Below are 20,172 nucleotides of genomic sequence, written 5' to 3' on the forward strand. Positions count from 1 at the left end.
CAAGTGGACCGGCTCTCGGCACGATTGGAAAAGTGCAATGACGCAATTCGCGCTGCTTTACCCCGAACGATTCAACATCGGAATCTGAGTTTTTACCCGTCTCACACACGGAATTCCGGATACCTCCCCCTGGGACCGAAGCGATGCGCGGAGCCGCCACGAATGACGACCTCGCGCCCGTATGCGCCAACGCGTGGTTGCCGAGCCGTCAATTGAGCATCGTTTCCTCGGGACGCAGCGTTAAGACACGTACGCCGTTTCGGGTCACGGCTACGGTGTGCTCGAACTGCGCGGACAGTTGCCCATCGCGTGTAACGACCGTCCAGCCATCGTCTTCAGTCCAAACGGCGGAACGCCCCTGGTTAATCATCGGTTCGATGGTGAATACCATGCCTTCCCGCAACATCAAACCCGTTTTCGGTTTTCCCCAGTGCAGCACCTGTGGATCCTCGTGCATTTCCCGCCCAATGCCATGCCCGCAATATTCTCTTACGACCGAATAGCCGTTTCTGCGAGCGTGCCGCTCAATGGCATAACCCACATCGCCAAGCCTCGCGCCTGGACGAACGGCGCTGATCCCCTTCCACATCGCTTCGTAAGTCACTTGCACGAGCTGTTTAACCCGCGGCGACACGTCACCAACAAGGTACGTTTTGCTGGAATCAGCGATATAGCCATTTTTCTCTAACGTGATGTCGAAATTAACGATGTCCCCGCTTTGCAAGATATCTGCCGTGGACGGAACGCCATGGCAGACCACGTTGTTGCGGGAAGAATTGAGCGCGTAGGCATACCCGTACTGTCCTTTGCTTGCTGGGCGTGCGTCGAGTTCATTGACGATGAAGCTATCGACCAGATCGTTCACCTGCATCGTGGACATGCCGATCAAGCTCAATTGATCCAGATAGCCGAACACATTCGCCAGCAACTTGCCCGACTCCGCCAGTAATGCGATTTCTTCCGGTCTCTTGGTCATATCGAAGCCGCCTTGATGGCTGGTGCTACAACGCCAGCGGCTCGCATTTCCTGTGCGACGATCTCATTGAAACCCATCGTCGGATTCATTTCGCACAACATGCCGACCTTGATCCAGAAAGCAGCTTGCGCGTTAATTGACCTGCACGACACTGCACTTGCCTTTCGTATCTGATCGTGCAAATCGTCGTCGATATTGACAATGCCCACCCGCCCCTCCATATACGAAACATATACTAATCGTATATTCAAATCGGACGGGAGTGCAAGCGCTTTCCGGCAGGAGACGCCCGCAACTATCCTGACGAGGACCGCTCCGGGTCGATAACGCCCCCACCTCCCGTATAGTCTTCAAACCTCCCCCCCAGCACCACGAGTCCCCCATGACGCACCCGCTGTCCGCCCTGCGCGCCCTTGGGGCTCTCCTGAAAATGGCTCTCCTGAAAATCCGCAAACCGCGAACCGACATCGCCGGCACGGCCCGCCACGGCAACCCGATCGCATCCAAACCGCCTGTCACCCCCGACACCCGTCGCCCCCCATCCACGAGCCGCTACGTGATGATGCACGTCACCGTGGACCCGCAGCACGCCACGCCGTTGCGCAAGGCGCTGATCCGCGACTGCTGCGACCAGCCCTGGACGCTGCGCCTCACCTCCCTGCACGCCGCCGGCCGCGTGCGTCTTTCGCTGTACCTGCCGAAGTCCGCGGTGAGCGGCGCGATGCTGCGCGTGGCACATCTGGCGCCCACGGCCGAAATCGGTCGGTTGCTCGAAATTCCGGCCGCGCCCACTGGCGCCTGGCAGGACCTCATCCACGGCGACGCGCGTGCGCGCGCCGAATCGCCCGCAGACTCAGCCAGCCAAGAGGCCGCACAGGCCGGCGCGACGCTGGCGCGGCTGCTTTCGCCCGCACGTGTGCTGCTCGATCTGGAAATCGCGGATCGCGAAACGCTGTTCGCACGGCTCGGCGAACTCGCCGAACATAAAGCGGGCCTGCCCGCCGATACGGTCACGTCGGCGCTCGCCGCGCGCGAAACAATGGGGTCGACGGGTCTGGGTCAGGGGGTGGCCGTGCCGCACGGGCAGGTCAAAGGATTGCGCGAAGCCGTGGCGCTCTACGCTCGGCTCGCCACGCCTATCGCGTTCGATGCACCCGACGCGAAGCCCGTGCGCGACGTCGTGATGCTGCTCGTGCCCGAATGGGCGACAAGCACGCACCTGCATCTGCTCGCAGACGTCGCGCAGCGCTTTTGCGATCAGCGCTTTCGGGATCAACTGCACGCATGTGACGACGCGACTGCGGTATGCCGGTTGTTCGGCGGCGCGTATGAACAAAGCGCGTATGAACGAAAGTCCGGGACAAACGCCACATCGGCATCGCCACCAGGCGAAGCGAACGAAGGCAGCGGCGTTGACGCATCGGCTCAACGGAGCGCATCGATCGCCGGCTCGCAGGTCATCGTCCCGCTCCCGCAAAACCGCAGCGGCAACACTAGCGGCAACGACTCTACCGACGCCTGAACGCGCAGCCCGTCGCGCTTCACGAACAAACGTCCGGCCTGTCACCCGCCGCGTCACACGCGCAGCGCTTACGCCGTGCGCCGTCTCACATGCCCGATGGTCGCCTCGGGCACCGTGGCAATCAACGTATGAATGGCAAAGTCGAGATCGTCGGGCGAGATGTCAAGGTGCACGCGCACCCCGACACGCGTGCCGTCATGCACGGCTTGCGTATGTGCGACGTACACGCCCAGCGCGGAATGGAGCAGCGCCGTGAGTCGCTCGCGCGTCGATGCGGCATTCGCGCAATCGAGCGTAATGGGCAGCAGGACGCGGGAAGAAGGAAACGGGATGACGTTGTTGCGCGGGGCGCGGGGTTCATTGCGGTCTGCGCCGCTCTCGAACGCCCGGGCCGGTTGAATCGGAGCCATTGTGTTCTGCGAGGTTGCCCTGCCAGTGGAGATGGCTAGAGCATAGTCTTCGTGGAGTAAACAAAACACAAAAATACCGCATCTGGCCGAAAAGGGTCGGCCAACGCGGCAATCGGGCACAGCGTCAGTGTGCCTGCGCAACCTCAACCGCCACAGTCAGGCGCTCATTTCGTTGAGCACGCCCAGCCCGACAGGCGGCGCCATCAGCCGCTCCGCGTAGGTGCATGCGGGCATGGGCCGGCTGAAGAAGTAGCCCTGCTGCTTGTCGCAGCCGATAGACCGAAGAAATAGCGCCTGTTCGCGCGTTTCCACGCCTTCGGCCGTCACTGTCATACCGAGCGAATGCGCCATCGCCACCACGGCGCTCGTAATCGCCACCGAGTCGCGATGATCGGGCAAGCCATTCACGAACGAACGATCGATCTTGAGGTTGTGCAGCGGAAAGCGCTTCAGATACGAGAGCGACGAGTAGCCCGTGCCGAAGTCGTCCACGCTGATGTGCACGCCCATGTCCGTGAGCGCCTTCAGCATGGGCAGCACGGTCTCGCTGTCGCGCATCAGCAGGCCTTCGGTAATTTCGAGTTCGAGCGCGGCTGGCGCGAGGCCCGTGCGCGCCAACGTCTGCGCGACGTGTTCGACGAGGTCGTCGTTGAGCTGACGCGGCGAGAGATTCACGGCGACCACAAGGTCCGGCGCGAGCGTGCGGCGCCATTCCGCGGCCTGCGCGCAGGCCTGTTCGATCACCCAGCGGCCCATCGGCACGATGAGCCCGGTGTCTTCTGCTACGGGGATGAACTCGGCGGGCGTCACGGGGCCGAGTTCCGGGTCATTGAGCCGCAGCAGCGCCTCGGCGCCGGCCGTGCGGCTGCATCGTCCGTCGACGATGGGCTGGTAGACGAGGCTCAGGTCGCCCGCTGCCATTGCACGCCGCAGTGCACGCTCGATCGTGAAGCGGCGTTGCAGATGCCGGTTCAACTGCTCCGTGAAGAACTGGAATTGATTACGACCGTGCTGTTTCGCGTGATACATCGCGGCGTCGGCGTTGCGCATCAGCGTGGTCGCATCGCGGCCGTGCTCGGGAAAGAGGCTGATACCGATGGACGCGCCCAGGTAGTACTCGTTGCCCGCCACCGCGAACGGTACGGCCACGGTGTCCACCACGCGGCGTGCGAGCCGCGCGAGCGCGTCCGGGCCGCCATGATCGGCGACGAGCATCACGAACTCGTCTCCGCCCACGCGCGCAAGCGTGTTCTCCGCGCGCACGCAGCCCGCCAGCCGCTGCGCGACGCTGCAGAGCAACGCGTCGCCCGCATCGTGGCCGGCGGTGTCGTTGACTTTCTTGAAGCCGTCCAGGTCGATGAAAAGCACCGCGGCATGCTCGGGCCGGGCCGCTCTCGCCAGTGCGTCCAGCGCATCCGGCGTGCCCGCGGGGTCGAGCATCTCGCGCATGCGGTCTGCGAGATACGCGCGGTTGTAGAGCCCCGTGAGCGAGTCGCGTGTGGCGAGATATCGAAGCTGCTGCTGGGCCGCGCGAACCGGGCCGATGTCGTTGAACGAGATCAACACCGCGCTCGGCTCGCTCTCGCCCGGCTTGATGATGGGCACGACGTTTTCGGTAATCCACACCGTGTCGCCGTCCACGAGATCGAGCGAAAGCGTAAGGCCCACGAGAGGCTTGCCGCTCGCGAGCACCCAGCGCGTCGGCTGGTCCGCTTCCTCGATGACGGTTCCGTCTTCGCGGCACGCGCGCAGAATGACGCTGCCGATCTGCCGTCCCACGAGATTGCCGCTCGCATGCAGCATGCGATGCGCGCTGGGATTGCACGCAATGACCTCACCGGCGGGCGTCTGCACCACGATGCCTTCGTTGAGATGATTGACGACGAGCCGGTGGTATTCCTCGCTCTGTGCGAGCCGCCGCGCGATGGCGTCCTGATGGACGGCAAGGCCCACGCTGCTGCTGATGTCGCGCAGAATCGCTTCTTCCTGCGCAGTAGGCCCGCGCGGCGTGCGGTAATAGACGCCGAATGCGCCCAACACCTTGCCCGACTCGTCTTCGAAAGGCACGGACCAGCACGCGCGCAAGCCATGCGGCAAAGCCAGCGCCTTGAACGGCGCCCATAGCGGATCGGTCGCGATGTCCTCGACGATCACCATGCGCCGCTCGAACATTGCCGTGCCGCACGACCCGACGTCAGGGCCGATCTCGAGCCCCTCTATCGCGTTGCTGTAGTCCTTCGGCAACGACGGCGCTGCGCCCACCAGCATGTGGCGCCCTTCGGCGTCGAGCAGGAGGATCGAGCATCGCGCCTCGTGGCCGAGCAGCGCCTCGGCGCGGCGGCACACCTCCTCGAGCAACGCCGGCAAAGGCGTGTTGCGCGTGATGAGGCGTAGCACCGTCTGCTCGGAGGCGAGCACTTCTTCGGCAAGAGCCGAACCGTAGCGAGCCTTGCTGGCCCCTGAACCCGTGTCCTTATCTGCGCTCATTGGACGCTTCATGATTGGATTGCTCCCCTGTCCGTTAACGGCAGGATCCCGGCATGGTTGAGTCGGGCTTACACGGATGGTGTCCGCGTCACGGCGATGGTTCGACCAGAATGCGCGCAAAGCGTGTGAAGTATAGGCACTCCGGCTGACGGGCGTGAGCGTTCGTGTGCGGATTCGCGTCAGGAGATGCCCAGACGCGGTGCACGCTGCGACCGCGTCGATTTGTCGGACTATACGGCTTTCGAGAGCGATGGCGCCTGCCGCTATTGACGCTTGATGCCGCATCGCACGCTGATCGTACCGACGGCCGCGATGGCAGCCATGCATCCGGAATGCTACGCTGCACGCTCTTCCATTCAGCCGCATGCCTGCGACATGACCTCTTCACGACAAACCCGATTCGACGACATCGCTGCCACGCTCGGTTATCGCTTCGACGGCGAAATCAAGGTAGGCGGGCACTACGTGCCTGTCATGCGCAACGACAGCGAGGTCTATGTTTCAGGACAGATTCCGCGTGTAGACAACGCGGTGGTCGTAACGGGACGCGCAGGCGCTGACGTCTCGCTTGCCCATGCGCAACGCGCCGCGCAGGTTTGCGTGATGCGCGCGCTGGCACTGCTGGCGCGCGAAGCCGGGTCGCTCGATTGCATACGCCGCATCCTGCGGATCACCGTCTACGTGCAATGCGCAGCGGACTTCACGCTGCAAAGCGAAGTGGCCGACGGTGCGTCTGACGTGCTGCACGGTGTGCTGGGCGACGCGGGGCGGCATACACGAACCTCGGTGGGCGTCTACCAGTTGCCGAAGAACGCGACGGTGGAGCTGGATCTTGTGGCGGTGCTCGAAGACGCCGGCAAGCCACGCTGAACGCGATACGCCGCTGCGCTGCAGGGCCTCTTGCGTGGGCTGCGCCGCCTTCAACAGCGCTCGCGGTTTCGTGGCATCATCGCCAGACCCCAAACGGAGAAAGGAGGCAGGCCATGGCGACGTACATCGTGTTCACGCGCGAAAGCACGCAGGATCAGGGCGAACTCGACAATTACATGAAGAAGGTAGGCGAGACGTTCAAGGGCCATCCGATCAAGGTGCTCGCGGCATACGGACCGCAGCAGGTGCTTGAAGGCGATGCGCCCGAAGGCGTGGTGGTCGTCGAATTCCCCGATACGCAGGCAGCGCGCGCGTGGTACGACAGCCCGGCCTACCAGCAGGTTGCCCAGCATCGTTTCAAGGGTTCGCGCTATCGCGCGGTGCTCGTGGAAGGCGTGAAGGGATAAGCGGGCCGCCATGCGTGCGAGGGTGTGAATGAAAGCGGCTGCCGCCCTCGCACTTCGATTCGTATCGACAGGTCAGCGCACGGTTGCTTCGCAAAAGCCGTAGAAGTGTGCCGCTGTGGTGCACAGCACCGCACGGCGCTCGGCTTCCTCGCTGAAGAGCCGCTGCGCGATACCGAAGGTCGACGCAAAGTTCGCGGATGCTTCGAACTGCGTATGTGGCCAGTCGCTGCCCCACATGAGCCGCTCCACCGTTGCGGCTTCCTTCAAGAGAGACAACGCCTCACGCGCGAACGCTTCGCCCGAGTCGCCCACGCTGTTGCGATACGCCGCGGACACTTTGACCCACACCCGCCCGCTTCGCGTTATTTCGAGCAATCGACGCAACCCCGGGTCTCTCACGCCGAGTTCAGGTTCCGGTCGACCAAAATGATCGACCACCACCTCCACGCCGCGCTCCAATAGCGGCGCAACGATCCCCTCGATGCGCGCGGCCTCCGCGTGCACCTCGACATGCCAGCCCAGTTCGCGAATGTGCGCGAGTGTGCCCGGCGCAATGTGACTTGAGAGTGGCGCGTCCGGCAAGCCGATCAGGTTCAGTCGAATGCCGACCACCCCTGCTTCGGCCATCGCTGCGAGCGTGCCGAAGCCGCAGTCGGGCTCGATCACGGCAACGCCGCGCAGCCGCCGGGGTTCACGGCGCAGCGCGGCCAGCAGATAGCTGCAATCCGTTCCGAGAAAACTGGGTTGCACGAGCACGCCGTGTGATACGCCGCAGCCGTCGAGCTGCGCGAAATACGCCGGGAGCGGCGCGTCGTAGTCGGGCACATACCGGCGTTGCGCGGCGAGCGGCAGGCCGCGTTCGAACACGTGCGCGTGCGCGTCGATGGCGGTCACGGCAAACGGCTCGCGTGCGGGCCGCTCCGCATCACGGCGAACCGAAGCCGCACCGGACGTTACGATCATTGAGGTTCCTCCACTACACATTCTCCGCTCGGCAGGCGTTGCTACGGCGAGGCGCGCTCAGTGACGATGCGCCTGCGAAAACCGATGTGCCCCTTCCGCTTCGCGCGCGGCTTCGTCCGATGAGCCCGCGGGCAGGCCACCGAGCGTGCGACCGCGTGTCTCAGGCAGCATCAGCACCGACAGGACGACGATCGAATAAGCGAGCGCGGCATCGATGCCGATGGCTGTACCGAGCGACATGTTCGCTGACATATGGCCCACCAGCACGGGAAAGCCCGCCGACACGACGCGGCCGAAGTTATAGCAGAAGCCCACGCCCGTTCCGCGAATGCCATGCGGATACAACTCGTTGAACAGCGCGCCCATGCTCGCCGGAATGCCGGCCGCGAAGAAGCCCAACGGAAAACCGAGCACGAGCATGGCCGCGTTGCTGAGCGGCATGAACAGATAGACGACCACCGTAACGACGCAGCAGATCGCAAAGGCCAGAATCGTCGTGCGCCGTCCGATGCGATCGAGCAGTTGCGCACACACAAGACACCCCGCGAAGAACGCAACGATGACCACTGCCAGATACGCGCCCGTGCCCAGCACCGAGAGATGACGTTCGGTTTTCAGATACGTGGGCAGCCAGGTCATCAGCGCGTAGTAGCCGCCATGCGCGCCGACGCCGAGCAGTGCGCCGATCAGTGTCATGCGAAGCACCTGCGGCGAGAAGATGCCAAACACTGCATCGAGTGCCGGTTCATCCGCCGATGCATCTGCACTACGCGTGTTCTGGCCGGTGCACTTCAATGCAGTTGCATCGGGTTCCTGCACACCACGCCTCACATAGACGATAAGCAGCGCCGGCAGAATGCCGAGGGCGAACATGGCGCGCCATGCGGTGGCCGCCGGCATGACGGAAAACATCAAGGCATAGAGCAGCACCGCGGCACCCCAGCCGACTGCCCACGCGCTTTGCACGCTGCCCATCGCCTTGCCGCGATGCTCGGCGCGAATCGTTTCCGCCATGAGCACGGCACCCGCGGCCCACTCGCCGCCGAAACCGAAACCTTGCAGCGTCTTCAGCACGAGGAACTGCGGATAGTTCTGCGCGAACGCACAAAGAAACGTGAAGACGGCAAAGCAGGCCACGGTCCACTGCAACGTCTTCACGCGGCCCACTCGGTCCGAGAGCATGCCCGCAATCCATCCGCCCAGCGCCGACGCGACGAGCGTCGCGCCGCTCACAAGACCGGCCTCCGTGCGGCTGATCGACCACTGGGCGATGATCGCCGGAATCACGAGGCTGAACATCTGCACGTCGAGTGCGTCCAGCGCCCAACCGCCGAAGCATGCCCAGAACGTGCGCCGCTCGTTGGCGGATATTTCCCTGAACCAACCGGACATGGCTGTCTCCTGTGTCCTGAATTCCGCTACGGGAATCGTTTAATCGTTGTGGTGCGGCTGTATTTCAGTGCAGTGCATTCGCGTGCATTGAAACGCTTTGCACGTGCTAGCGAATCTCGGCCTGATAGATGAACTCGCTTGCCGGCCCGCGGGAACGCCGCCATTCCAGCGGCTGCCGATCGTATCCATATGCGAGACGCTCGATCACCACGGCGGGCGTGCCGGGTTCGATGCGCAACAGTCGCGCATGCAGTGGCCCGATGGCCTCCACCGTGAGCGTTTCCGTGGCCGACGCGATGATCTGATTGCACTGCGCTTCATACACTGGATAAAGCAGATCGCCGATCTGCTCCAGTTCGAGCTGCATGAAGGCGGCAAAGCGGTCAAAAGGCAGCCAGATTTCTTCGGTCAGCATCGGCACCCCGTCGATCAACCGCAGCCGGGACATCTGGATCGCCTTGCTGCCGTTCGGAATCTGCAAGGTGGTGGCCACGGCAGACGGTGCTTCAACAACCTCGCGTCGCAGGATGCGGCTCTCGGGAACGCGCCGTTCGCCCTGCCGCGTCTGGAAGCGGAAGAACCGGAACAGTGAGCTGTCGAAACTGGCGCGACGCACGAAGGTTCCTCGCCCCTGGAAACGCTCGAGCAGACCTTCGGCCACGAGCAGATCCACGGCCTTGCGCACGGTGCCGACGGCTACGTCGTATTGCTTCGCCAGTGCCTGTTCGGTGGGAATGGCCTCGCCCGGTCGCCAGTGGTGAGCCGCGATGAGTGCCACGAGTTCATCGCGCACTTGCTGGTAGCGAGGGAGCCGGTCGTCCGCATGCATCATGATTCTCCTTAATTCATATATATGTTTGCATGAATTGGATGTTCGACGGATAGGGACTAACCCGTGCATCATGCCTTGCCGAGCGAGGACGGGTTTATACCCATTGGCCTGCGTTCCAATTCAACCAATCATATATATGAATTCCAATTCCGGAGACCTGTTGTGAACCATCCCCCCTTATCCGAGCAGGCTGTCATGAAAAAGATTGCGCGCCGGCTGATGCCGCTGCTCGTGGTCATGTTCCTGATCGCCTTTATCGACCGGCAGAACGTCGGCTTCGCGAAGCTGCAGATGGTGCACGCACTCGGCATGACGGAGACGGCGTATGGCCTTGGCGCCTCGCTGTTCTTCATCGGCTATCTGCTGTTCGAGGTGCCCAGCACCCTGGCGCTTCACCGCTTTGGCGCCCGCCTCTGGCTCGCGCGCATCATGGCCACGTGGGGCGTGATCACGGTGGCGATGGCTTTCACGCATTCCACGACACTCTTCTACGTATTCCGGTTTGCGCTCGGCGTGGCCGAGGCCGGTTTCTATCCGGGCGTGATCTTCTATCTGACGCTGTGGTTCCCGCAGAGCCAGCGCACCCGCATGCTGGGCTTCTTCACGCTGGGCAGCGCGCTCGCGAACATGCTGGGGTCGCTTGCAGGCGGGCTGCTGCTGTCGCTCGATGGTCAATTCGGCTTCGCCGGCTGGCAGTGGGTGTTTATGGCGACGGGCGCGCCTGCCGTCATCGTCGCACTGGTCGCACTGCGGTTCCTGCCCGAATCCGTCGAACGCGCACGCTTTCTTTCCGCGGACGAGAAGCAGATCGTGCTCGCCGCACTCAAGCGCGAAGCGCCCGCCGGCACGGTATCCGGGCATCCGTGGCGCGCGTTCATCGACTGGCGCGTGCTGATGTTCGCGGGCGCCTACATGCTGATGTCGACTTCGCTCTATGGCGTGACGTACTGGCTGCCCACGCTGCTCAAGAGCGGTGGAATCGCTTCATCCACGAACGGCCTGCTGAACATGATTCCGTGGGCACTAGGTGCACTTCTGCTGCTGTGGCTGCCCGCGAGGCTCAAGCGCGAAGGCGTGGTCCTCAAGGCGATGGCGATCGTGGCCGGCATCGGCGTCATCGGCTTCGCTCTGAGCCTCGTGTTGCCCGGCCTGCCGCTGCGATTCGCTGCACTCGTGCTGGGCGGCGCATGCATTCCATTGCTCTACCCATGCTTCTGGTCGTTGCCGCCACGCTTTTTTAGCGGCGCGCGTGCTGCGGCAAGCATCGCCGCGATCAACTCCATCGGCAATCTTGGCGGCTTCTTTGCCCAGAACCTGATGCCCTATGTGGGCAAGGTGGCAGGCAACGCTGGTGCGCCGATGCTCGTTCCGGTGGTGTGTCTCGCGCTTCTCGGCGCGGGCATGCTGGTGGCCAGTGCTTCCAGCGGACGGCGCGAGCAGGTGGGCATCTCGGCAGGGCAATGAACGCGAACGGGTAGCGCCGGGCCGCCATCCGTAAACACGCAACCGCTGCTGCAGCGTGCCCGTGGGATCACGTGCACTGGCTTGCCGCGCCGGCACGCCAGTGCATCTGCGTGAAGCAGGATGCCTGTGCGCGAGCGAGCCCCGCTACGTCGTCGCCACGAGGAACGCCTCGCCGCTCGATGGCCGGAGCCCGTCGCTTCGACCGCTGAAATAGCGCGCAACGATGTCTTCTGTGGACACGTAGCGCGCCTCGTTGAAACCCGTTGCACGTGCCAGTTCCAGTATTTCCGCTGGACGGAAAAAGCTCAGGAACGGCGTGCCGGCCGCACGCGCCCGCTCATACACCATTTCATGCTGGGCGCGCTCGGCAGGGTCGATGAGATCGAGGGGCAGAAGGAACGTCATGGCGAAGGTCGAACCCGGCGCGAGCCCGGCGATCTGGCGCAGCATCGCGGCAACGGCGTCGCGCGTCAGATACATCGACACGCCCGTCGACGACACGATTGCGGGCCGCCCCGCGTCGAACCCCGCCGCGACAATGCGCTCCCACCACGATGCGCCGGCCTCGAAATCCACGGGCACGAGCCGCAACCAGGCGGGCACGCCGAAGCCGAGTTCTTCCAGACGCTGCCGCTTCCATGTCTGAGCGCCCGGTTGATCGACTTCGAACACGGTCATGCGCGCGGCAATCTCGGGCCTGCGTTGCGCGAAGGTGTCCAGCCCCGCGCCGAGTAGGACGTACTGCGTTACGCCCCGGCCGGCCTGTTCGGCGACGAGATCTTCGACGAAGCGAGCCCGGCCCACGATGGATGCCCGATAGCCCTGCGTGCCCTGCGGATGCATGTCAGGACGTTCGCGCCAGTTCCCGTCCGGATCAGCCAGCTGCAGTCCGACTTCGTCTTCGATCACGTGCGGCGGCGCGTCGACCTGGACGTGCATGGCGCGCCATAATGCCACCCGCACGGCCGTGCTGTCGGGCGCCTCGGTCTGCCTGTCATGCATGATGGTTCTCCTCCAGCAAATGCGTCTCCTGCCCTCGCGGGCGCAATGTTGCGCGGTAGTGTAGCGACCGGCACCTCCGTGCATTCGGGCAGGCATTCGCCTGACGTGTCACGGCTGCGCACGGGTACCGCCGGCAATCCACCTGAACCGTGGTGCAGGTGTTTCTCTGTTTCCTTCGTCCTTCAGTACAACGCTTGCCCCGCAGCGGTTCGGCGTGCGAACCGCGCCCTCGAGGCTTGAGCATGCAGGATATTGCCGCCGCTATAATGCCGGTCCACCCCACTTCACTTCAGCCGATGAGCCGACCCTCTTACGCACTGCTGTTCATGTTAGGGATCTGCCTGCACGCCGGCGCCGAAGAGCCCGTGCGCGCGCATGCCCTCACCAGTGATACAGCAACGGCGTCGGCCACGATTGCGGACAGCCGCGATGCCGCGGCCAGCATGCCGCTGGCATCGGCCACGAGCACCGCGGCATCGGACGCCAGCCCCGTGGCAGAGCCCATCGCGGGACCCGTGGCGACCCAGATGCACAAGATTTCCGCCATGCTGATGGCGAAGTTCGGCCTTGCACGCGAAAAGGCTCAGCGCATCTCGGCGGCGGTGATGACGTCGGCCGAGAAGTATTCGCTGCCGCCGGCACTCGTGCTCGCCATCATCTCGATCGAATCGCGCTTCAAGGAAACGGCCCGCGGCGCGCACGGCGCAACGGGCCTCATGCAGGTGGTGCCCGCAGCACACAGGCAACTCGTCAAAAACATGGACCTCAACGAGGCGTCGGACAACATCGAAGCCGGCTCGGCCATCCTGCATGGGTATCTACAGTCCGCGCGCGGCGATGTGGGCACCGCACTGAAGAGCTACGGCGGCTCGTCGGCCTACGCGAAAAAGGTGAGCCTGCGCGCGAAGGACTTCGACGTGGCCCCCGCCGCAAGCAGCGCCGACGGGACGCAGTAACCCCAGTCCATCCGGCGCGCGCTCGCCGGGAACATCCGCGGGTTCGTCGCGATTCGCCTTCCGGGCGGAAAGCCGCCGCTACAACACAACAGAACGCACCCAGACCGCGCCGCTACGATTTCCCGTCGCGCTGACGCTCCTTGCTCCATTTGGCGAGCGTGCGAGGCGAAATGCCAAAATGCGCCGCGACGCTTTTCAGCGTCGGTTTCGTACCATCGACTGCTCGCTGCAACGCCTTCACCGCCCGGTCCTTGCCGCCCGGAATGAGCCACGCCGGCAATATCTCCTTCTTGAAAAACTCCGGTGCGCGGGCCTCGCGCGCGATCGCTTCATCGGGATCGAACGTGAAGGCCTGGGCGGTCCGGTCGTATGGCGCGCGCTCGTAGATGCTTTGCAGGCACCCCTCGCACACGTGCGCCGTGGGCGCGAAATACGCGATGCCCTGCACGTCCGCGCGGTTGTCCGCCCAGCGCAGCGCCTGCTGTTCGGCATGGTGCGCCGTGGTCTCGTCCAGCTTGTCGTTGCGCGAGCGCGGGTAGGCCGGCGCGTCAGCGCCCTTTTGCATCGGCACCACGACGTGGCCCGCCACCAGCGGCTTCACCTTTGCGTCGTTCAGCAGATCAAGCGCTGCTTTGCTGTTGCCCGCAATCCCTATGCGGTAGCGGCCATCGGCATGCTTGAAGACAAACGGCAAAAGCGTCGTGTTGGCCGCAAGGTCACGCTCGCGCAGCACCTTGCGCAACGCAGCACGAATGGCGTCCGCCTGGCTGCGCAGCACGTCGAACGCGGGGCGTTCTGCGGCGCGGACCTCAAACAGCGGCTTTGCGCTCACCGGCAGGGAGTCTTGCTGCAACAAGGCTCCCACAACCGGTTCGGCGGACTTGATGCGAAACTGCGCGCCGTTCCAGGTCGCCGCCTGAAGCGGCGCCGCTCCGGCGGCGCCCGCCACGGCTGCGGCCGCTGCAAGCGAGACGGCGTCGGAAGGCGTTCGTGACCCGATCTGCGTAAGCCCGACAAGGGTCGCCGCTAACGCCGGAACGGACCGCGCCGTCGGCGTAGCGCGCGCCTCTGGCGATTCGTCCAGCGCGGCAGGATCAGGAACGAACGGACCGTACCGCGACAAGTCGCTCCGAATGCGCTCGGCCATGGGGTTCTCCTGCGCGAATGAAAGTGAATCCCAGCGTAGCAGCATGCCCGCCGCGCGGAGGGGGATCGCGAAGACATGGCCGGGCATCCGAAGCCGGCTTCGGCGGTTCGATCGCTGGGCCGACAGCGTGAAACGCATCGCTATACGCCAATATCGGCGCGCCTCACGCCAACAAAAAAGGGGCGCCTCAGCGCCCCTTCTCTTCCTGTGCCCGCACACATCCGGGCACAGCAGATTACTTCGTGTCGTCCTTGATCTGCGGCAGCGCCGATGCTTCGCCCGCAGCGAGCAGCCCGACCTGCGAATAGATGCGCAGCTTGTCGCGCGTGTCCTTGATATCGAGGTTGCGCATCGTCAGCTGGCCAATGCGGTCGCGCGGCGAGAACGTGGAAGCCACCTTTTCCATCGAAAGGCGTTCGGGTTGGTACGTGAGGTTCGGCGAACGCGTGCTGAGGATCGAGTAGTCGTTGCCGCGGCGCAGTTCGATGGTGACCTCGCCCGTGATGGCGCGCGCCACCCAGCGTTGCGCCGTTTCGCGCAGCATGATGGCCTGCGGATCGAACCAGCGGCCCTGATACAGCAACCGGCCCAGACGGCGCCCGTGGTCGCGGTACTGCTCGATGGTGTCTTCGTTATGGATGCCGGTGACGAGGCGCTCGTACGCGATGTAGAGCAGCGCGAGGCCGGGGGCTTCGTAGATGCCGCGGCTCTTCGCTTCGATGATGCGGTTTTCGATCTGGTCGCTCATGCCCAGACCGTGACGGCCGCCAATGCGGTTGGCTTCGAGCAGCAGTTCCACCGCGTCGGTGTACGTCACGCCGTTGAGCGCCACCGGCTGGCCTTCCTCGAAGCGCACCGTGATCTCTTCCTTCGCGATCTGCACGTCGTCGCGCCAGAACGGCACGCCCATGATCGGGTTCACGATCTTGATGCCGCTTTCCAGGCTCTCCAGGTCCTTCGCTTCGTGCGTGGCGCCGAGCAGGTTCGAATCCGTCGAATAGGCCTTTTCCGCCGACATCTTGTACTCGAAGCCCGCGCGGCGCATGAACTCCGACATCTCGGCGCGGCCGCCCAGCTCGTCGATGAACTGCTGGTCGAGCCACGGCTTGTAGATTTTCAGGTCCGGGTTCACGAGCAGGCCGTAGCGGTAGAAGCGCTCGATGTCGTTGCCCTTGTACGTGCTGCCGTCGCCCCAGATGTTGACGCCGTCTTCCTTCATCGCCGCGACCAGCATGGTGCCCGTGACGGCACGGCCGATCGGCGTGGTGTTGAAGTAGGTAACGCCCGCGGTCGAGATATGGAATGCCCCACATTGCAGCGCTGCGATGCCCTCGGCGACGAGCTGGGCGCGGCAGTCGATCAGCCGGGCGCCTTCTGCGCCGTACTGGATGGCGCGCTTCGGGATCGAGTCGTAGTCGTCCTCGTCGGGCTGGCCCAGGTTCGCGGTGTACGCGAACGGCACGGCGCCCTTGAGCCGCATCCAGTGCAGTGCCGCGCTGGTGTCGAGGCCGCCGGAGAACGCGATGCCGACCTTCAGCCCGGCCGGGAGACTTTCGAGAATTGTGGTCATACGGATAACCGCTGAATGGAGTCTGGAAGAGGGGAAATGTGCAAGTATCCGCTGTGTGGCGGTTCCGGGCAAGGTTCGACAGGTTATCGAAAGGAAATTGCGGGGCGCAAATGGCGCCTGAGAGACGCTTAGGACGTCCCGATCATCACGGCGTACCCCCTGTGTTTACCCGAATACCGGAGGGCGCAACGCTGCGCTGTGCGGCCAAATCGGGCGAGGTCCGACCACTTTTGGCCCGTGCAACTTCGTCGGCCAGCCGGCCGCGCACGAAGTCGATGTGCCCCTGCATCGCGGTGCGCGCCTCCTCGGGCCGGCCCGCGCAGATCGCGTCGCAGAGCGTGCGATGCTGCTGCAGCAGCATCGCAGACGATTCGTCGCCCTGCTCGCGCAAGCCCGTGCCGTGAATCGTGATGTGCTCGCGCAGTACGCTCAGCACGCTCGTGTGCAGATGCAGGAACATCGCGTTGTGCGACGCGAGCGCGATGGCCTCGTGCAGCCGCGTGTCGGCGCTCGCCTCGGCCGCCTTGTCGTCCGTGGCGCGGCTGCGTTCGAGTGCGGCCAGTTCCGCGCGGATGCGCGCAATATCCTCCGGGCCCGCGCGCAGCGCCGCGAAATACGCGGTTGCGCCTTCCAGCACACGGCGAAACTCGAGAATGTCGTCGCGCAGCGCGGGATGATCGCCAATCAGCTGCCCCCACGGCGACGCAACGCCCGTGCGCAACTGTTCGGTCACGAACACGCCGGTGCCGTGCCGGCTCTGTAGCAGCCCGCGCGCGGCAAGCCGCTGGATCGCTTCGCGCACCGTGTTGCGCGACACGCCGTACTGCGCCGCGAGGTCCCGCTCGCCCGGCAGCCGTGCGCCCGCCGGCCAACTGCCGTTCAGCAGCGCCGTTTCCATGGTTCGCATCACCGCTTCCACGCGGCCGCGTGCATGCCCTGTTTCCGCCATCGTCCGGTCCTCGTCAAGGTCGCCATTGTGCCGCGATTTTGAGCAGTGGTCCAACCAGTTTGTCCCAAATGGCGGAACAGAGAATGATGCGCCACAGTCCCCGCCGCCCCGCCGCGGCACGAAACCGGATATCAGCGACTCATGAAGGAACGGCTCTACCCCGCCACCCCGCCCGCCGACGTCTATCTGTTCGGCACCTGCCTCGTCGATCTGTTCGTGCCCGAGGCCGGCGTCGACGCAGTGTGCCTGCTGGAACGCGAAGGCGTGACGGTTCACTTCCCGCGCAACCAGAGCTGCTGCGGACAGCCCGCGTATAGCAGCGGCTACCCGGACAAGGCGCGCGAAGTCGCGCGCGCGCAACTGGAACTGTTCGCGAACCCGTGGCCGGTCATCGTGCCGTCGGGTTCGTGCGCGGGCATGATGCGGCACCACTGGCCGCGTCTGTTCGAGAACGACCCGCAGGCGGCGCTCGTGGGCGACCTGTCCGAACGCGTCTACGAACTGGGCGAATTCCTGCTGCGCGTGTTGAAGGTCGATTTCAGCGAAGCAGGCGCCGGCGCCGACGAGCGCGTCGTGCTGCACACCTCGTGCGCCGCGCGCCGCGAAATGGGCACGCGCGAGCACGGCGTCGAACTGGTCGATTCGCTGCCGGGCGTGACGCGCGTGGAGCACGAGCGCGAATCCGAATGCTGCGGCTTCGGCGGCACGTTCTCGCTGAAACATCCGGACATTTCCGGCGCGATGGTGGCAGACAAGCTCGCATCCGCATGTGCGACCGGCTGCGAACGGCTGGTGTCCGCCGACTGCGGCTGCCTGCTGAACATCGGTCACGCGGCCGCGCACAAAAACGCGCCGTTGAAGGTGGAGCACCTCGCGTCGTTTCTCTGGCGTCGCACGCAACGCAAGGAGAACGCAGCATGAGCCGCGCTCCCGCGACGTTGCACGACGTGTCCGCGCGGCCGAATGCGGCCGGCGAATCGAACCGCGCCCGCGCACGCATTCTCGACCGGCTGCGCGCGAGCGCACCTGCCTCGGCGGCATCGACCGCCGGCTCGATCGATAGTCGCATCGACGCGCATTACGCGACCCGTCGCCCGGGTGCTGACGATGCTGACGATTCCCAGCCAGCCCGCCTCGACCGTTTCCAGCAGATGCTCGAAGCCTCGCACGCCGACGTATTCCGGGCGAGCGCCGACACCTGGGCCGCCGAACTCGCGCGCCGGCTCGCGGCGGCGGGCGTGCGGCGCGTGCTGATCGACCCGAGCCGCGCGGAAGGCGTCGCGCTTGTGCGCGCGCTGCCCGACAGCGTCGCGGCGCAGTCGTACGCGCGGCCCATCGAAGCCTGGAAGGACGAACTCTTCGAAACCATCGACGCGGGCTTCACCGTCGTGCGCTCCGGCATCGCGGCCACGGGCACACTGATCGTCGAACCGGACGCCGGCTCGCCGCGCACCGTGTCGCTCGTGCCGCCGCTGCACGTCGCGCTGATTCACGCCAACACGCTGCACCTCGACCTGCATGCGGCCGTGGCTACCGAACGCTGGCGCGACGGCATGCCGACCAATCTGGTGATGATCTCGGGGCCGTCGAAGACCTCGGACATCCAGCAGACCCTCGCCTACGGTGCACACGGCCCGCGTGCGCTGTGGGTCGTCATCGTGACCGACGAGGCCGCCGCATGAGCACCACCCACGAAAGCCCGCTGCATTTCGTGCCGAGCGCCGACTTCCGCGCGCGCGCCCGCGCCGCGCTCGACGACCCGCAGTTGCGCAAGAGCTTTCGCGGCGCGATGGACTTCCTGCAGAGCAAGCGGCGCGCGCAGTTCCCCGAGGCCGACGAACTCGAACACCTGCGCGACCTCGGCGAGGCCGTACGCCAGCACGCACTTGCGCGCTTGCCCGAACTGCTGGAACAGCTCGAAACAAAGCTGCGTGCCAACGGCGTGCAGGTGCACTGGGCCGAGACCGCGGACGACGCCAACGCCATCGTCCACGCGATCGCGCAGCGGCACGGGGCGAAGCGCATCGTCAAAGGCAAGTCGATGGCGAGCGAGGAAATCGAACTCAACCATTACCTCGCCGAACGCGGCATCGATTGCATCGAGTCGGACATGGGCGAATACATCGTCCAGATGGCGGGCGAAAAGCCCTCGCACATCGTGATGCCGGCCATCCACAAGACGAAGAGCGACATCGCGCATCTGTTCGAAGAGCACATTCCGGACACGCCCTACACGGAAGACGTGGACGCCTTGATCCAGACGGGCCGGCGCGCGCTGCGTCGCGCGTTCGTGGACGCGGACATCGGCCTCTCAGGCGTGAACTTCGCGGCCGCCGACACCGGCACGCTGTGGCTCGTGGAAAACGAGGGCAACGGCCGCCTCTCGACCACCGTGCCTGACGTGCACATCGCCATCATGGGTATGGAGAAGGTGGTCGCGAAGCTCGAACACATCGTGCCGCTGTCGAGCCTGCTCACGCGCTCAGCAACAGGCCAGCCGATCACGACGTACTTCAACCTCATCAGCAGCCCGCGCCGCGAGGGCGAACTCGACGGCCCGCGCGAGGTGCACGTCGTGCTGCTCGACAACGGACGCAGCCAGGCCTACGCGGACGAAGAGTTGCGCACAACGCTGCAGTGCATCCGCTGCGGCGCGTGCATGAACCATTGCCCGGTCTATACGCGCATCGGTGGCCACGCGTATGGCACGACCTATCCCGGGCCGATCGGAAAAATCATTTCCCCGCACCTGCTCGGCCTCGACGCCACCGCCGACCTGCCCACCGCGTCGACCCTGTGCGGCGCATGCGGCGAGGTGTGCCCGGTGCGCATTCCGATTCCGCAACTGCTCGTGCGCCTGCGCACTGAGTCGAACCGCGCGCCGGATGAGGCGGTGGCGCATCCGCTGCGCGGTCAGGGCGCCCGTCACAGTCGCGGCGAAGAATTTGTATGGCGCTTCTGGAGCGGCGCGTTCGCGCATCCGCGCGCGTTTCGTGTGCTGCGCTGGGCGGCGACGCGTCTGCGCGCATTCGCGCCCTCGCAGCAGATGGGCTGGACTCGCCATCGCACACCGCTCACACCCGCGCCGCGCAGCCTGCATGACTTACTGCGCGAACGCGGCCAACCGGAGTAGCAGACACCTGATCCATGTGCGGCTCGCGCACCCCGTCGATCGCGACGGACGTGCGCGGGCCGCCTGCTTCACGCGAGCCGCCGGAGAACGCG

Annotated in this window: 19 protein-coding genes; 8 read left to right on the forward strand and 11 right to left on the reverse strand. The window is 64.9% G+C overall.

What is annotated here, in order from left to right; genetic code table 11:
• Positions 1-208: 208 nt before the first annotated feature.
• On the reverse strand, positions 209-976 hold the full coding sequence (map, locus tag PKKP23_RS24290) for a type I methionyl aminopeptidase (protein ID WP_126878758.1): 768 nt from the start codon (positions 974-976) through the stop codon (positions 209-211).
• Positions 973-1,185: a ParD-like family protein gene (locus tag PKKP23_RS24295; RefSeq protein ID WP_126878759.1), complete on the reverse strand. Its 213-nt coding sequence runs from the start codon at positions 1,183-1,185 to the stop codon at positions 973-975. Before PKKP23_RS24295 ends, map begins: the two co-directional genes overlap by 4 nt.
• A 173-nt stretch (positions 1,186-1,358) precedes the next feature.
• On the opposite strand from PKKP23_RS24295, the gene PKKP23_RS24300 reads away from it, so the two are divergent.
• On the forward strand, positions 1,359-2,498 hold the full coding sequence (locus PKKP23_RS24300) for a PTS sugar transporter subunit IIA (RefSeq protein ID WP_240659126.1): 1,140 nt from the start codon (positions 1,359-1,361) through the stop codon (positions 2,496-2,498).
• 68 nt (positions 2,499-2,566) lie between these two features.
• Here the strand turns inward: PKKP23_RS24300 and PKKP23_RS24305 are convergent, their stop codons facing one another.
• Positions 2,567-2,908 (reverse strand): hypothetical protein, encoded by a 342-nt coding sequence (locus tag PKKP23_RS24305; RefSeq protein WP_017775485.1) that lies wholly within the window; start codon positions 2,906-2,908, stop codon positions 2,567-2,569.
• 156 nt (positions 2,909-3,064) lie between these two features.
• Positions 3,065-5,395 carry a putative bifunctional diguanylate cyclase/phosphodiesterase gene (locus tag PKKP23_RS24310; protein WP_126878760.1) on the reverse strand — a complete coding sequence of 777 codons (2,331 nt, stop codon included), beginning with the start codon at positions 5,393-5,395 and terminating at the stop codon, positions 3,065-3,067.
• A gap of 375 nt (positions 5,396-5,770) precedes the next feature.
• On the opposite strand from PKKP23_RS24310, the gene PKKP23_RS24315 reads away from it, so the two are divergent.
• Both PKKP23_RS24315 and PKKP23_RS24320 read left to right on the forward strand, forming a co-directional pair.
• Positions 5,771-6,265 (forward strand): RidA family protein, encoded by a 495-nt coding sequence (locus PKKP23_RS24315; protein ID WP_168724595.1) that lies wholly within the window; start codon positions 5,771-5,773, stop codon positions 6,263-6,265.
• Between the two features lie 113 nt (positions 6,266-6,378).
• Entirely contained in the window at positions 6,379-6,672 is a 294-nt protein-coding gene (locus PKKP23_RS24320) for a DUF1330 domain-containing protein (RefSeq protein WP_126878762.1), read from the forward strand.
• 72 nt (positions 6,673-6,744) lie between these two features.
• Here the strand turns inward: PKKP23_RS24320 and PKKP23_RS24325 are convergent, their stop codons facing one another.
• The 3 genes from PKKP23_RS24325 to PKKP23_RS24335 all read right to left on the reverse strand — a co-directional run bounded on the left by PKKP23_RS24325 (position 6,745) and on the right by PKKP23_RS24335 (position 9,856).
• Positions 6,745-7,635, reverse strand: a complete 891-nt coding sequence (locus PKKP23_RS24325; RefSeq protein ID WP_126878763.1) for an amidohydrolase family protein — start codon at positions 7,633-7,635, stop codon at positions 6,745-6,747.
• A 57-nt stretch (positions 7,636-7,692) separates the two neighbouring features.
• On the reverse strand, positions 7,693-9,027 hold the full coding sequence (locus tag PKKP23_RS24330; protein WP_126878764.1) for an MFS transporter: 1,335 nt from the start codon (positions 9,025-9,027) through the stop codon (positions 7,693-7,695).
• 106 nt (positions 9,028-9,133) lie between these two features.
• Positions 9,134-9,856 (reverse strand): GntR family transcriptional regulator, encoded by a 723-nt coding sequence (locus PKKP23_RS24335; RefSeq protein WP_126878831.1) that lies wholly within the window; start codon positions 9,854-9,856, stop codon positions 9,134-9,136.
• Between the two features lie 198 nt (positions 9,857-10,054).
• Here PKKP23_RS24335 and PKKP23_RS24340 point away from each other — a divergent pair, with 198 nt between their 5' ends.
• Positions 10,055-11,323 carry an MFS transporter gene (locus PKKP23_RS24340; RefSeq protein ID WP_017775478.1) on the forward strand — a complete coding sequence of 423 codons (1,269 nt, stop codon included), beginning with the start codon at positions 10,055-10,057 and terminating at the stop codon, positions 11,321-11,323.
• Positions 11,324-11,467: 144 nt separating this feature from the next.
• Here the strand turns inward: PKKP23_RS24340 and PKKP23_RS24345 are convergent, their stop codons facing one another.
• A complete protein-coding gene (locus PKKP23_RS24345) occupies positions 11,468-12,325 on the reverse strand; it encodes a class I SAM-dependent methyltransferase (protein WP_126878765.1) in 858 nt (285 codons plus the stop codon).
• Between the two features lie 296 nt (positions 12,326-12,621).
• Between PKKP23_RS24345 and PKKP23_RS24350 the strand changes: the two genes are divergently transcribed.
• On the forward strand, positions 12,622-13,281 hold the full coding sequence (locus PKKP23_RS24350) for a transglycosylase SLT domain-containing protein (RefSeq protein WP_168724596.1): 660 nt from the start codon (positions 12,622-12,624) through the stop codon (positions 13,279-13,281).
• A 112-nt stretch (positions 13,282-13,393) separates the two neighbouring features.
• Here PKKP23_RS24350 and PKKP23_RS24355 read toward each other — a convergent pair whose 3' ends face one another.
• The 3 genes from PKKP23_RS24355 to PKKP23_RS24365 form a co-directional block, all read right to left on the reverse strand.
• The gene (locus PKKP23_RS24355; protein ID WP_126878766.1) at positions 13,394-14,566 is read right to left on the reverse strand and encodes a hypothetical protein; all 1,173 of its coding nucleotides are present in this window, start codon (positions 14,564-14,566) and stop codon (positions 13,394-13,396) included.
• A 97-nt stretch (positions 14,567-14,663) separates the two neighbouring features.
• On the reverse strand, positions 14,664-15,998 hold the full coding sequence (gene argG, locus PKKP23_RS24360; protein WP_017775474.1) for an argininosuccinate synthase: 1,335 nt from the start codon (positions 15,996-15,998) through the stop codon (positions 14,664-14,666).
• Positions 15,999-16,143: 145 nt separating this feature from the next.
• Positions 16,144-16,947 carry a FadR/GntR family transcriptional regulator gene (locus PKKP23_RS24365; RefSeq protein ID WP_126878767.1) on the reverse strand — a complete coding sequence of 268 codons (804 nt, stop codon included), beginning with the start codon at positions 16,945-16,947 and terminating at the stop codon, positions 16,144-16,146.
• Positions 16,948-17,088: 141 nt separating this feature from the next.
• On the opposite strand from PKKP23_RS24365, the gene PKKP23_RS24370 reads away from it, so the two are divergent.
• From PKKP23_RS24370 to PKKP23_RS24380, 3 genes are read left to right on the forward strand one after another with little or no spacing between them, the layout of a single operon-like run.
• Positions 17,089-17,868, forward strand: coding sequence for a (Fe-S)-binding protein (locus tag PKKP23_RS24370; protein WP_126878768.1), 780 nt, complete (start codon positions 17,089-17,091; stop codon positions 17,866-17,868).
• Positions 17,865-18,629 (forward strand): LutC/YkgG family protein, encoded by a 765-nt coding sequence (locus PKKP23_RS24375; protein ID WP_126878769.1) that lies wholly within the window; start codon positions 17,865-17,867, stop codon positions 18,627-18,629. Before PKKP23_RS24370 ends, PKKP23_RS24375 begins: the two co-directional genes overlap by 4 nt.
• Entirely contained in the window at positions 18,626-20,080 is a 1,455-nt protein-coding gene (locus tag PKKP23_RS24380) for a LutB/LldF family L-lactate oxidation iron-sulfur protein (RefSeq protein WP_126878770.1), read from the forward strand. The genes PKKP23_RS24375 and PKKP23_RS24380 overlap by 4 nt, the downstream gene beginning before the upstream one ends.
• Positions 20,081-20,172: the final 92 nt, after the last annotated feature.

The organism is Paraburkholderia kururiensis JCM 10599 = LMG 19447 (assembly GCF_003986935.1).
In the GTDB taxonomy this organism is placed as follows: domain Bacteria; phylum Pseudomonadota; class Gammaproteobacteria; order Burkholderiales; family Burkholderiaceae; genus Paraburkholderia; species Paraburkholderia kururiensis.